Consider the following 14,007-nt stretch of genomic DNA (forward strand, 5'->3'; position numbering starts at 1 on the left):
GCGATTACGCCAGACGCGCCTTCGCATAGCCGATCGCTTGTGCGACCTGCTGAGGTGACACGCCGCCTTTCGCCGCGCGCTTGTCCAGACACGACTGCAGAGAGAGGATCGGGTACACGTCATCGCCGATGACGCTACTGAATTTCTGCAGATCGGCGAGCGGCAGGTCTTCCAGCGGTTTCCCCTGACGAATCGCCTCAACAACCGTTTCACCGACGATGTGGTGCGCTTCACGGAACGGCACGCCTTTCGCGACCAGATAATCCGCCAGTTCGGTGGCGTTAGCGTAACCCTGCTGCGCCGCTTCCTGGCAACGCGGACGTTTCACCTGAATGCCGTCCAGCACCAGCGCAGCCATATGCAGGCAGTCCAGCCAGGTATCGAGCGCGTCGAATAAGCCTTCTTTGTCTTCCTGCATATCTTTGTTGTAGGCCAGGGGAAGTCCTTTCAGCGTCATCATCATGCCGGTCAATGCGCCCTGAACACGGCCACATTTACCACGAATCAGCTCCAGCGCGTCCGGGTTTTTCTTCTGCGGCATCAATGAAGAACCGGAGGTCACGCGATCGGAAAGCTCAACAAAGCCCGCTTCACCGGTGTTAAAGAAAATCAGATCTTCGGCAAAACGCGACAGGTGTACCATGCCGATAGAAGCGTCGGACAGCAGTTCCAGCACGTGGTCGCGATCGGAAACGCTGTCCAGACTGTTACGCGTGGCTGAGGCGAATCCCAACCAGCCCGCCAACTGTTCACGATCGATTTCATATGCGGTCCCGGCCAGCGCGCCGCAGCCTAATGGGCTAACGTCCAGACGCTTTAACGCGTCCTGCAGACGGCTTTCATCACGCGCCAGCATTTCGACATACGCCAGACACCAGTGCGCAAACGTCACCGGCTGCGCACGCTGCAGATGGGTATACCCCGGCATCACCGCATCCTGGTTATTTTCCGCCGTCTCAACCAGCGCACTCTGCAACTGACGACTGGCGGTAACCAGTTCGACCACCATCTCTTTACACCACAGTTTCAAATCGGTAGCGACCTGGTCATTACGGCTACGCCCGGTATGCAGCTTTTTACCTAACTGACCCACTTTGTCGATCAGTTTGCCTTCCACCCAACTGTGAATATCTTCGGCATCGCTTTCGAGGATCTGTTGCGGATTCGCGCGAACCTCTTCCAGCAGTACGTTTAACGCCTCTTCGAGCTGAAGCTGTTCGTCAGCGGTCAACACGCCAACGGTAACTAACGCTTTGGACCAGGCCACAGAGCCAACAATATCCTGCTCCGCCAGGCGGTAATCAAAGCGCAACGAATCGTTGAACTGTTTGAACCGCTGATCTGCTGCCTGAGTAAAACGCCCACCCCAAAGTGCCATAACTTGCTTCCTTAATTTCGCGAATTGCCGGATGGCGCTGCGCTAATCCGGCCTATAGGTTGTGTTTCGTAGGCCCGATAAGGCGTAGCCGCCATCGGGCACAAAAAGAATTACGCCAGAATACGTGTACCAATCGGTGTGCCGTTGAACAGCGCCGGGAGTTGCTCGGCATGACGCCAGGAGGCGATATCCACCGGACGACCCAGCGTACGTGCGGCATCCAGCGCGGCATTCACCTTCACAATCATGCCATCGGTAATAATACCCTGGTCGATCAGCTGTTCCGCTTTTGCGGCGGTCATTTCAGCAATGCGCTGACCTTTGCCATCGAGAATACCACTCACGTCGGAAAGCAGGATCAGATCCGCGCCCAGCGTCGCCGCCAGCGCTGTCGCCGCCTGGTCCGCGTTCACGTTCATCAACTGCCCTTCTTCCGTCACCCCAATCGAGCTGACGACTGGCAGAAAACTCTTTTCCAGCAAAGTATTAATGAGATCAGGCGAACCCGGCTGCGCCAGTCCAACGTGTCCGAGCTCTTCGTCGAGCTGGGTCACTTTTACGCTATCGCCATCGCCAAGATACAGACCTACGGAGGCGATGTGGTGTTTCTTCGCCCAGGCCAGCAGCGTTTTGTTCGCCGTTCCCGCCAGCGCACCGGTGATGATGTCGATCTGGTCAGCAGGCGTCACACGCAGGCCGTTTTTCTTTTTCACCGGCAGGTTGAGCCCTTTCATCAGCTCATCGACGACACAACCGCCGCCGTGCACAATGACCAGCGGACGCTGATGCGACTCACGATAGTTCACCAGCGCTGTAAAAAGACGCTCCAGCGCCTCTTCGCTATCCAGTAATACGCCACCCAGCTTGATAATTAATGGATTCATCATTGCACCCTTAAATAAGAGACTGCGTTTCAGCAAAGCCGAAACGGATATTAGCGCACTGCACCGCCTGTGCCGCCGCGCCTTTCAACAAGTTATCTTCGGTGGCTACCACGATCAAATGTTCACCCTGCACGGCAAAACCGATATCGCAGAACGGCAGACCCACCACATTCTTCAGCGCCGGAACGCCTTTATCGTACAGACGCACCAGCGGTTTATCGCGATACGCCTGCTGTAACACCTGCGCGACCTGAGCGTGGGTCACGCCCGGCTGCAGTCGACAGGTGATCGTTTCCAGAATCCCACGCGGGAAATTACCCAGATGCGGGGTAAATATCACTTCAGCCCCCAGATGGGTGGCGATCTCCGGCTGATGGCGATGGGTAAACACGCCATACGGTTGCAGACTCACTTCGCAGAAGCTGTTAGACAGCGCCGCTTTACGTCCCGCACCGCTCACCCCGCTGGTCGCGTTAATCACCGGCCACTGCGTTAAATCCAACAGCCCGGCATCAATTAAGGGTTTCAGTGAGAGTTGCGCCGCCGTCGGATAGCACCCCGGCACCGCAATCAGATTCGCCTCTTTCAGTTTGTCGCCGCTCCACTCTGCCAGACCGTAAACCGCTTGTTCAAGCAGGTCGGGATACTGATGAGTGAAGCCATAATATTTTTCGTAGAACTCAGGATCGTTCACGCGAAAGGCGCCGGAAAGATCGAAGACCACACAACCCGCCGCCAGAAACTGCGGCGCCAGGTCATGGCTGACTTCATGGGCGGTGGCGAGAAACACCACATCCACGCCATTGGTAAACTCGCTGATATCGGACATCGGCTGCAACGGCAGATCGACGATGCCTTTAAGTTGCGGATGCAAATCGGATATTAACTTTCCTGCATCATTGCTTTGCGCTGAGACGGTCAAAGCGGTTATGGTCATATATGGGTGGCGATTCACGTAGCTTACAAGCTCTGCGCCCGCATAACCGCTAGCGCCTACAATCAGCGTATTCAACATCAGGTTCCTTTATGCTCAACGTTAATGTATTTTTATTCACATTTATTGCATGAATATTGATACTATCACGACCTAAGGTGTGTCAACAATGAAAATGAACTTACCGCCATTTATCGAGATTTACCGCGCCCTGATTGCCACGCCGTCCATTAGCGCTACCGAAGAAGCGCTGGATCAGAGCAATGAGTCTTTAATCAATCTGCTGGCGGGTTGGTTCAGCGATCTCGGTTTCAGGGTTGAGATTCAACCGGTGCCGGGAACCCGCAATAAATTTAATCTGCTGGCCAGTATCGGACAGGGTGCAGGCGGCCTGCTGCTGACGGGGCATACTGACACCGTACCGTTTGACGATGGCCGCTGGACGCGCGATCCCTTCACCCTCACCGAACACGACAATAAGCTCTACGGTCTGGGTACGGCAGACATGAAGGGTTTCTTCGCTTTTATTCTCGACGCGCTGCGTGATGTTGACGTGACACAACTGAAAAAACCGCTCTACATCCTGGCGACGGCAGATGAAGAGACCAGCATGGCCGGGGCGCGTTACTTCTCGGAAAACGCGTCGATTCGTCCTGATTGCGCGATCATCGGTGAGCCCACGTCGCTGCAGCCGATTCGCGCTCACAAAGGCCATATTTCAACGGCGGTACGGGTGATGGGCCAGTCTGGTCACTCCAGCGATCCGGCGCGTGGCGTGAACGCCATTGAGCTGATGCACGACGCGATTGGTCGCATTATGACCCTGCGCGACTCCCTGAAAGCGCGTTATCACTATGATGCTTTCACCGTGCCGTATCCCACGCTGAATCTGGGCAGCCTGCATGGCGGTGATGCGTCGAACCGTATCTGCGCCTGCTGTGAACTGCACATGGACATCCGACCGCTGCCAAGCATGACCCTGAGCGATCTCGATGGCTTACTGAATGAAGCCCTGGCACCGGTAAGCGAACGCTGGCCGGGTCGCCTGACCGTTGCCGAACTCCATCCGCCGATCCCAGGCTACGAATGCCCACCGGACCATCAGCTTGTTGAAGTGGTGGAAAAACTGCTGGGCGAGAAAACCGATGTGGTGAACTACTGCACTGAAGCGCCGTTTATCCAGACCCTGTGTCCGACGCTGGTATTGGGACCGGGTTCGATCAATCAGGCGCACCAGCCCGACGAATACCTCGAAACGCGTTTTATTAAGCCCACCCGAGAGTTAATTACCCAGGTGGTGCACCACTTCTGCTGGCACTGATCTTTTGCCCGGTGGCGCTGCGTTTACCGGGCCTACATTCGGTCGTAGGCCGGATACGCGCAGCGCCATCCGGCAATGCTTTTTCACATTCCGATAAGCATTTCTTATCTGGCTGGATGTGAATTAAATTTCGTAAATTACCCGCATTTATTCGTTTGCTGAACCGATTTCGCCGCAATTGACGCCACGGGTTTTACGTGGCTTTATAAAAGACGACTAATAAACAAAGTCCGAAAGATGTCGTGTCACAGCAAGGCGGCAAACGAACCCATCCCTGGGAGCTGACATAAGTAAGTGACCTGGGTGGGCGAGCGCAGCCAACGCCGCTGTGGCGCGAAAGATACAGGACTCATAGATTAAAGATGGGGTGTCTGGGTTAATATGAACGAACAATATTCCGCGTTGCGTAGTAATGTCAGTATGCTCGGCAAAGTGCTGGGAGAAACCATCAAGGATGCGCTGGGAGAGAACATTCTTGATCGCGTAGAAACAATCCGTAAGCTGTCTAAATCCTCACGCGCTGGCAATGAAGCAAACCGCCAGGAGTTGCTCACCACGTTACAGAATTTGTCGAATGACGAGTTGCTGCCGGTCGCACGCGCGTTTAGCCAGTTCCTGAACCTGGCCAACACCGCCGAGCAATATCACAGCAGTTCGCCAAAAGGCGAAGGCGCCAGCAACCCGGAAGTGATTGCCCGCACCCTGCGTAAACTGAAAAACCAGCCGGAGCTGAACGACGCCATCATCAAAAAAGCGGTAGAGTCGCTGTCTCTTGAGCTGGTGCTGACCGCACATCCGACGGAAATTACCCGTCGCACGCTGATCCACAAAATGGGCGAAATCAACGCCTGTCTGAAGCAGCTCGATAACAAAGATATCGTTGAATACGAACGCCACCAGCTAATGCGCCGTCTGCGCCAGCTGATTGCACAGTCCTGGCACACCGATGAAATTCGTAAGCTGCGCCCAAGCCCGGTTGACGAAGCCAAATGGGGCTTCGCGGTGGTCGAGAACAGCCTGTGGCAGGGCGTACCGAACTATTTACGCGAACTGAACGAACAGCTGGAAGAGAATCTGGGTTATCAGTTACCTGTTGATTTCGTTCCAGTACGGTTCACCTCATGGATGGGCGGCGACCGTGACGGTAACCCGAATGTAACCGCAGATATCACCCGCCACGTTCTGCTGCTGAGCCGCTGGAAAGCGACCGACCTGTTCCTGAAAGATATTCAGGTGCTGGTTTCCGAGCTGTCGATGGTCGATGCCACGCCGGAACTGTTAGCGATGGTCGGCGAAGAAGGCGCATCGGAGCCTTACCGCTATCTGATGAAAAACCTGCGCGCGCGCCTGATGGCAACCCAGGCCTGGCTGGAAGCGCGTCTGAAAGGCGAGAAGCTGCCGAAACCGGCAGGTCTGCTGACGCAAAACGAACAGCTGTGGGAACCGCTGTACGCCTGCTACCGGTCGTTGCAAGCCTGCGGCATGGGCATTATCGCCAACGGCGAACTGCTCGATACCCTGCGTCGCGTGAAATGTTTTGGCGTCCCGCTGGTGCGTATTGATATCCGCCAGGAGAGCACCCGCCATACCGAAGCGCTGGGTGAACTGACCCGCTATCTCGGTATCGGGGATTACGAAAGCTGGTCCGAAGCGGACAAACAGGCCTTCCTGATCCGCGAACTGAACTCCAAACGCCCGTTGCTACCGCGCAACTGGGAGCCGAGTAATGACACCCGCGAAGTGCTCGACACCTGTAAAGTCATCGCCGAAGCGCCGAAAGGATCGATTGCCGCCTACGTTATTTCTATGGCAAAAACGCCGTCTGACGTGCTGGCCGTGCATCTGCTGCTCAAAGAGGCTGGCATTGGCTTCGCCATGCCGGTGGCCCCGCTGTTCGAGACCCTTGACGACCTGAACAACGCCGACGATGTCATGACTCAACTGCTGAACATCGACTGGTATCGCGGTCTGATTCAGGGTAAGCAGATGGTGATGATTGGCTATTCCGACTCGGCAAAAGACGCCGGGGTGATGGCCGCTTCCTGGGCACAGTATCAGGCGCAGGACGCGTTGATCAAAACCTGCGAGAAAGCCGGTATCGAACTGACGCTGTTCCACGGCCGTGGCGGTTCCATCGGTCGCGGGGGCGCACCGGCGCATGCCGCCCTGCTTTCACAACCACCGGGCAGCCTGAAAGGCGGTCTGCGCGTGACCGAACAAGGCGAAATGATCCGCTTCAAATACGGTCTGCCGGAAGTCACCGTCAGCAGCCTGTCGCTATACACCAGCGCCATTCTGGAAGCGAACCTGCTGCCGCCGCCGGAGCCGAAAGACGCCTGGCGTCATATCATGGACGAACTTTCGGTCATCTCCTGTGACTTGTACCGTGGCTACGTGCGTGAAAACAAAGACTTCGTCCCGTACTTCCGTTCCGCCACGCCGGAACAGGAACTGGGCAAACTGCCGCTCGGCTCGCGTCCGGCGAAACGTCGCCCGACCGGCGGCGTGGAATCTCTGCGCGCCATCCCGTGGATTTTCGCCTGGACGCAGAACCGCCTGATGCTGCCAGCCTGGCTGGGTGCCGGCACTGCGCTGCAAAAGGTGGTGGAAGATGGTAAGCAGAGCGAACTGGAAGCGATGTGCCGCGACTGGCCGTTCTTCTCCACGCGTCTCGGCATGCTGGAAATGGTGTTCTCGAAAGCGGATCTGTGGCTGGCAGAATACTACGATCAGCGCCTGGTCGCGAAAGAGCTGTGGCCGCTGGGCAAAGAGCTGCGCGAACTGCTGGAAGAGGACATCAAAGTGGTGCTGGCAATTGCCAACGACTCACATCTGATGGCCGATCTCCCGTGGATTGCCGAGTCTATCCAGTTACGTAATATCTACACCGATCCGCTGAACGTCCTGCAGGCTGAGCTGTTACACCGCTCGCGACTGACGGAACAACAGGGCAAAGAGCCCGATCCTCGCGTTGAACAAGCGCTGATGGTCACCATCGCTGGCGTGGCGGCTGGTATGCGTAATACCGGCTAATTTCACCCCCCAACCCCCTCTCGTGCTATTGCGCGCGAGGGGGTTGAAATAGTTCTGTCATAACCTCCGCACATTCACTATATTTCTGTCTGTTTTTTCCACCGTGAGATTTTTCAGAGCAACATGTGCCTTTGCGCCGGTGCTTCAGATTCTCTTAAGGTTTAGTCGCTACGTTTGGCATCACGTTTAAAGACAGGCTGACAATATGCAATCCACAACCCTCCAGTCTACGCCATCATTTAGCTGGAAAGCCCTTGGCTGGGCGCTTCTCTATTTTTGGTTTTTCTCCTCTTTATTACAGGCCATTATTTTAATTACGGGTTTTAGCGGCACCAACGGACTGCGTGACTCGCTGCTTTACAGCTCCCTTTGGCTAATCCCGATTTTCCTGTTCCCGAGTCGGACCCGCATTATTGCTGCGGTGGTGGGGATCGTGTTGTGGGCAACGTCGCTGGCGACGCTCTGCTATTACGTCATCTACGGGCAAGAGTTTTCGCAAAGCGTCCTGTTCGTAATGTTTGAGACCAACGCCAACGAAGCCAGCGAGTATCTGAGCCAGTACTTCAGCCTTAAAATCATCGCCATTGCGCTGGCCTATACTGTCGTCGCCGTATTTCTCTGGACGCGACTGCGCCCTGTCTATATTCCCGGACGCTGGCGTTGGCTCGTCTCTTTTGCGCTGCTGTATGGGCTGATCCTGAATCCGTTTGTGGTTCGTTCTGCGTTTGGCAACTCGCCGTATGAGAAGACGTTAAGCGGCCTTTCATCACGTATGGAACCGGCGGCGCCGTGGCAGTTCGTGATTGGGTATTACCAGTATCAGCGCCAGTTGACCTCACTCAACAACCTGTTGAACCAGAACCATGCCCTGCCTCCGCTGACCAATTTTAAAGACAACTCTGGCGATGCGCCGCGCACGCTGGTGCTGGTGATTGGCGAGTCCACCCAGCGTGGTCGCATGAGTCTGTACGGTTATCCGCGTGAAACCACGCCGGAACTGGACGCATTACATAAGTCAGACCCCAATCTGACCGTGTTTAACAACGTCGTGACCTCACGCCCTTACACGATTGAAATCCTGCAGCAGGCGCTGACCTTCGCGAACGAGAAGAACCCGGATCTGTATCTGACGAAACCATCGCTGATGAACATGATGAAACAGGCGGGATACAAAACTTACTGGATCACCAACCAGCAGACGATGACTGCCCGTAACACCATGCTGACGGTGTTTTCTAAGCAGACCGACGAGCAGTTCTATATGAACCAGCAGCGTACGCAAAGCGCACGCGAATATGACACTAACGTGCTGACGCCATTTAAAAAAATCATGGCCGATCCGGCACCGAAAAAGTTCATCATTGTGCATTTGCTGGGTACGCACATTAAGTACAAATTCCGTTACCCGGAAGACCAGGGCAAGTTCGACGGCAGTACCGATCATGTCCCGCCAGGACTGAGCGCAGAAGAGCTGGAATCGTATAACGATTACGACAACGCCAACCTCTATAACGATAAGGTCGTCGCGAGCCTGATTAAGGATTATAAAGCGACCGATCCCAACGGATTCCTGCTCTATTTCTCCGACCACGGTGAAGAAGTGTATGACACGCCGCCGCATAAAACGCAGGGTCGCAATGAGGACAACCCAACGCGCCACATGTATACCGTGCCGTTCCTGTTGTGGACGTCCGAGAAATGGCAGGCCGCGCATCCGCGTGATTTATCACAGGATGTGAATCGTAAGTACAGCAGCTCGGAACTGATCCACACCTGGTCCGACTTAGCCGGTCTGACCTACGACGGTTTCGATCCGACGCGTTCCATCACCAGCCCGCAGTTCAAAGAAACCACGCGCTGGATTGGTAACCCGTACAAGAAAAATGCGCTGATTGATTACGACACTTTGCCGTATGGCGATCAGGTCGGAAATCAGTAAGTCATTCAGCAGGCCACGCTTTTTAGGGTGGCCTTTTTTCACCCTGGCGGTTACTGTTTCCCTGTCTGCGCAACGCAAGGGATCAACATGTATCAAGACGTCAGCCATCTTCTATCCCGCCTGATTCACGGCCCCGCACCGCTGCGCCAGATTTTCTTTGCCAGTACGCTCACCCCCGTCCCGGAACTGGCGTATCAGGTCGATTTTCCCCGCCTGGAAATCGTGCTGGAAGGTGAACTGACCGACGCCAGCCTCACCGACACGCTCACCCCATACGATGTGCTCTATGTGCCGGCTGGCGGCTGGAATCTCCCACAGTGGCAGGTACCGGTCATTACGCTCAGTATTCTGTTCGGCAAACAACAGCTGGGATTCAGCGTGGTGCAATGGGACGGGAAAACATACCAGAATCTGGTCAAACAGCACGTGGCGCGCCGTGGCCCGCGTATCGGTTCCTTTCTGTTGCAGACGCTTAATGAAATGCAGATGCAACCGCAAGAGCAGCAGACAGCGCGGTTGATTGTCGCCAGTCTGCTCAGCCACTGTCGCGACCTGCTCGGCAGCCAGATTCAAACCGCCTCCCGCAGCCAGGCGCTGTTTGAGGCTATCCGCGACTACATTGACGAGCGCTACGCCTCACCGCTCACCCGGGAATCGGTGGCGCAGGCGTTCTATATTTCGCCGAACTATCTCTCGCATCTGTTTCAAAAAACGGGGGCGGTTGGCTTTAACGAATACCTGAACCATACGCGACTGGAACACGCTAAAACCTTGTTGAAAGGCTACGACTTAAAAGTGAAAGAGGTCGCGCACACCTGCGGATTTGTGGACAGTAACTACTTTTGCCGCCTGTTTCGTAAAAACACCGAACGCTCGCCGTCAGAATATCGTCGTCAGTATCACAGCCAGCTAACGGAAAAGCAGGTTAGTCCAGAATAAGATGGGTATATTGCGGAGCGGAAAGCAACTTACGCACCGCGCTCATGACACGCTGCGGTTCGCGCAGAAAGGCGTTAATGCCGGACTGAACATACCGGCATTGAGTAAAACGCTCCGCGCCCGCCAGTTCGATATCGGTAATCAGCAACACGACATCCGCCCGACGGATATCCTCTTCGGCTAAGTGATTTTCCGTACCGAGCGCCCCCTGCGTTTCAATCTTGATGGTCCACTTTTCCTGCTGGCACAGCTTCTCCAGCCGTTCAGCCGCCATGTAGGTATGAGCCACACCGCTTACGCAGGCCGTCACCGCGACCAGAAATCGCCCTGTTGAAACGGACATATTACCCTCCTGTTGTGACCTGAAAGCCCGCGTTCTCCGCCATCTCACGCATCTGGGCGACAACCTGCTCCGTTGGCGCAGGGACGTCCTTCATCACCCATTGCTGCCCAAGCAACCGATATTTCGGTTCGCCATAGAGATGAAACGGTAACAGGTGCAATTGCTTTATACCAAGCGATAACAACAACGTCAGCGCGCGCTGCATATTCTCATGTGTGAGCGTGTAGCCGGGGATCAGCGGCAAACGGGGGATCACGTTTACGCCCTCCGCCACCAGCATCTGCAAATTAGCCACCACGCGCGGCATATTCATCGCCACAATCTCACGGGCCCGTTCAGGCTCCATGATCTTTAAATCGAACAGCACTTCATCACACGCTTTCGCCAGCGGCAGCAGTCGACGGGCGGGAGCATCGCCTGCCGTTTCAATCGCACAGTGCACACCCCAGCGCCGCAGACGCTGTAAGAACCGCGTAGCGAAAGCCGCCTGTATCAACACTTCTCCGCCCGACAGCGTCACTCCACCGCCAGAGGTACGAAAGAAAATGTCATCTTTCATCACCTCGCGTTCCAGTTCATCCAGAGTGACATCGCGGCCAATCCGCTCAAACGCCCCGGAAGGACACTCGTCGGCATCACGCAGACACGGCGTACAGTGCAGGCATTTGCTTTCCCGTCGCACCGTTTCAATTCGTGGCGAGATCGATTCCGGATTGGCGCACCACGGGCAGGAGTGCGGGCAGCCTTTAAAAAAGACCACCGTGCGGATCCCCTGGCCGTCATTCAGCGAATACCGTTGAATATTGAAGATGCGTGCGACCTCCTTGTCGCACGACTCCACAACCTCACAACTGATGCGCGGTGCGGCGAATGATGTCATCCTGGATCTCCTTCGACAGCTCAACAAAGAAGGCGCTATACCCAGCCACACGTACCACCAGCCCGGCGAAGTCCTGAGGTCGCAACTGCGCTTCCCGCAACGTTTCGGCATTCACCACGTTAAACTGAATATGCTGCAATTTGAGCTGGGTAAAGGCGCGCAAGAAATCGCACAGCTTGCGTAATCCTGCCTCTCCTTCCAGCGTGGCGGGCGTGAACTTCACGTTCAGCAACGTTCCGTTGGACAGCAGTGTGTTATCCAGTTTACTGACCGATTTCAACACCGCCGTCGGTCCCTGCATATCCTGCCCAAGCATCGGCGAAAGACCGCCATCCGCCAGTTGTTCTCCGGAAAAACGCCCGTCCGGCGTCGCCCCTACCACCGCGCCCAACGGCACGTGTGCGGACACGGTATAAGAGCCTGGCGTAAACTGGCCGCCACGCGGATTCTGGTATTTCTCCACCTCTTTGCAGTAATAACGCAGCAGTTCAGCGCTGATGTTATCTACCTCATCAATGTCATTACCGTATTTCTGGAAGCGGTTGATCAACCTGGCGCGGATCTTTTCCCCTTCCGGCGTGGCGAAGTTGGCCTTTAACACCGCAAGCAACTCATCGAAACTGACACGCTGCTGCTCAAATACCAGCCCATTCAGCGCATGCAGAGAATCGCTGAGGTTGGCGATGCCAATACCCTGTACCCCAGAGAAATTATAGCGCGCGCCGCCGTTAGTAATGTCACATCCCTTCTCCAGGCAGTCGCTGATAAACGAGGAGAGCAACGGCACCGGCGCCCAGTCACGATGACCGATATCGCAAATATTGCTGCCTTCAACCATCAGTGTGATGGTGTGACTGATTTTGGCGCGAATATGCGCCAGCAGACCGTCCCAGGTCAGCTCGCGATTACCTTCATTCTCGTACAGGCTAATTTCCATGACCTTCAACAGGTTGAACATGGCGATATCATGCAGGCCGTAGGTTCTGCCCGGAATTGACAACTCCACGCACCCCACCACCGCATAATCACGCGCATCTTCCAGCGAGACGCCCCGGTTGAGGAACGCCGGGATCACCACTTCATCATTAAAGATCTGCGGAATACCGGTACCCAGACGGATAGTCTCGGCGGTCTTCATCAGAAACGGCGTATCAATCAGCGCGTTGGTGCGAACGCCCAGATTCGGCTGGGGTAGCTGCACGCTCTGATAGGCATCCAGACAGAGGAATGAAAGCACGTTTACCGCACTACGGCCATTCTCCGTCAGGCCGCCAATTAGCGCGGTATAGCCAGTCGGGAAGCCAGCGAAATAACGCGCGCTGCTGGTCGAACGCAGAAGCACGATGTCGTTACATTTCACCCACAGCGATTCCAGCAGTTCTTTCAGGAATGCGGGATCGTCCCCCTGCGTCAGCGACGCCTGATAAAACGGCAGCATGTACTGATCGAAACGCCCCAGCGACAGCGAACTGGCGTTGGACTCGTACTGCAAAATGATGTTCATGTACCAGAACAGCTGGCACGCCTGCCAGAAGGTGTGCGGCTTATGCTGCACGTTATGCCGCGAGTTGGCGGCGATAGTCAGCAACTCCTGGCGACGAGTGGCATCCGGGCAACGTTCAGCCATCTCTTCCGCCAGTACGGCATAGCGCAGAATGTGGCGCTGCGACGCTTCCAGCAGCAGCAGTGCCGCCTGATAAAAGGCGTTATCCGGCGCCTGCTCGCAGTGAGCGCGCATCTGCATCACCAGTTCACCCAGCCCGTGATTCAACAAGCGTGGATAATCAATAATGATATGCCCCTGTCCCTTATCCGTCTGGTTGATGCTAAAAATCTGGGTACTGACGGCGGCCTTAACCTCATCCGTCATCTGACCGTTGATGAAATCCTTCATCGACCGTTTTTCCCAGTAAGGAAACAGCACATCACGATAGAGGCGTTTATCGTCTTCGCTGATATCGAAACGGTCCTGGGGACGGGTCGGGAACTGATCCAACTCGTTGAGCAGCCAGTACGGGTCCATCTCCGGCGACATGATGCCCGCACGCGGTTTAACGGTACGGTTTCCGGCAATCAATTCCTCATCACGAATCGAAATCTCGACATGCTCGAGGATATATGCGGTCGCTTTAGCCCGACGTAAAATGACCGGCTCCCCTTCCGTCTGCTGATGGCTGGCGGTATACAGCACAGCACGCTCGAGCGAAATTTCCCTGTTGTTCTGAAAGAGTGCCGCTTTTAAGCGGTGGATGCGATGGGCCATGAGGAACTCCTGTGGGCATGAATGCCTGATGGCGCTACGCTTATCAGGCCTACAAATTCGTAGGCCGGATAAGGCAGCGCCGCCATCCGGCAA

General features: G+C 55.5%; 10 protein-coding genes. 4 read left to right on the forward strand and 6 right to left on the reverse strand.

All coding sequences use genetic code 11. From position 1 onward, the window contains the following. Positions 1–4: 4 nt before the first annotated feature. The 3 genes from argH to argC form a co-directional block, all read right to left on the reverse strand. The gene (gene argH / locus QNN88_RS19430; protein ID WP_414241654.1) at positions 5–1,378 is read right to left on the reverse strand and encodes an argininosuccinate lyase; all 1,374 of its coding nucleotides are present in this window, start codon (positions 1,376–1,378) and stop codon (positions 5–7) included. Between the two features lie 110 nt (positions 1,379–1,488). Further along, entirely contained in the window at positions 1,489–2,265 is a 777-nt protein-coding gene (argB, locus tag QNN88_RS19435) for an acetylglutamate kinase (RefSeq protein WP_414241655.1), read from the reverse strand. Positions 2,266–2,272: 7 nt separating this feature from the next. Next, positions 2,273–3,277 (reverse strand): N-acetyl-gamma-glutamyl-phosphate reductase, encoded by a 1,005-nt coding sequence (gene argC, locus QNN88_RS19440; RefSeq protein WP_414241656.1) that lies wholly within the window; start codon positions 3,275–3,277, stop codon positions 2,273–2,275. 88 nt (positions 3,278–3,365) lie between these two features. Here argC and argE point away from each other — a divergent pair, with 88 nt between their 5' ends. From argE to QNN88_RS19460, 4 genes are all read left to right on the forward strand, one after another. Continuing rightward, positions 3,366–4,517 (forward strand): acetylornithine deacetylase, encoded by a 1,152-nt coding sequence (argE, locus tag QNN88_RS19445; protein WP_414241657.1) that lies wholly within the window; start codon positions 3,366–3,368, stop codon positions 4,515–4,517. Positions 4,518–4,898: 381 nt separating this feature from the next. Next, positions 4,899–7,550 (forward strand): phosphoenolpyruvate carboxylase, encoded by a 2,652-nt coding sequence (gene ppc, locus QNN88_RS19450; protein WP_414241658.1) that lies wholly within the window; start codon positions 4,899–4,901, stop codon positions 7,548–7,550. Between the two features lie 205 nt (positions 7,551–7,755). Then, positions 7,756–9,489, forward strand: coding sequence for a phosphoethanolamine transferase CptA (locus tag QNN88_RS19455; RefSeq protein WP_414241659.1), 1,734 nt, complete (start codon positions 7,756–7,758; stop codon positions 9,487–9,489). A gap of 87 nt (positions 9,490–9,576) precedes the next feature. After that, on the forward strand, positions 9,577–10,428 hold the full coding sequence (locus QNN88_RS19460) for a helix-turn-helix transcriptional regulator (protein WP_414241660.1): 852 nt from the start codon (positions 9,577–9,579) through the stop codon (positions 10,426–10,428). Here the strand turns inward: QNN88_RS19460 and QNN88_RS19465 are convergent. The 3 genes from QNN88_RS19465 to QNN88_RS19475 are packed head-to-tail and all read right to left on the reverse strand — an operon-like array spanning position 10,415 to position 13,914. Continuing rightward, entirely contained in the window at positions 10,415–10,771 is a 357-nt protein-coding gene (locus QNN88_RS19465; protein WP_414241661.1) for a PTS fructose-like transporter subunit IIB, read from the reverse strand. The two genes, QNN88_RS19460 and QNN88_RS19465, sit on opposite strands and share 14 nt — an antisense overlap. Before the next feature lies 1 nt (position 10,772). Further along, positions 10,773–11,651 carry a [formate-C-acetyltransferase]-activating enzyme gene (locus QNN88_RS19470; protein WP_414241662.1) on the reverse strand — a complete coding sequence of 293 codons (879 nt, stop codon included), beginning with the start codon at positions 11,649–11,651 and terminating at the stop codon, positions 10,773–10,775. After that, entirely contained in the window at positions 11,617–13,914 is a 2,298-nt protein-coding gene (locus QNN88_RS19475) for a formate C-acetyltransferase (RefSeq protein ID WP_414241663.1), read from the reverse strand. Before QNN88_RS19475 ends, QNN88_RS19470 begins: the two co-directional genes overlap by 35 nt. Between the last annotated feature and the right edge of the window lie 93 nt (positions 13,915–14,007).

Source organism: Citrobacter sp. ANG330, from assembly GCF_047467925.1.
GTDB lineage: Bacteria > Pseudomonadota > Gammaproteobacteria > Enterobacterales > Enterobacteriaceae > Citrobacter_A > Citrobacter_A amalonaticus_G.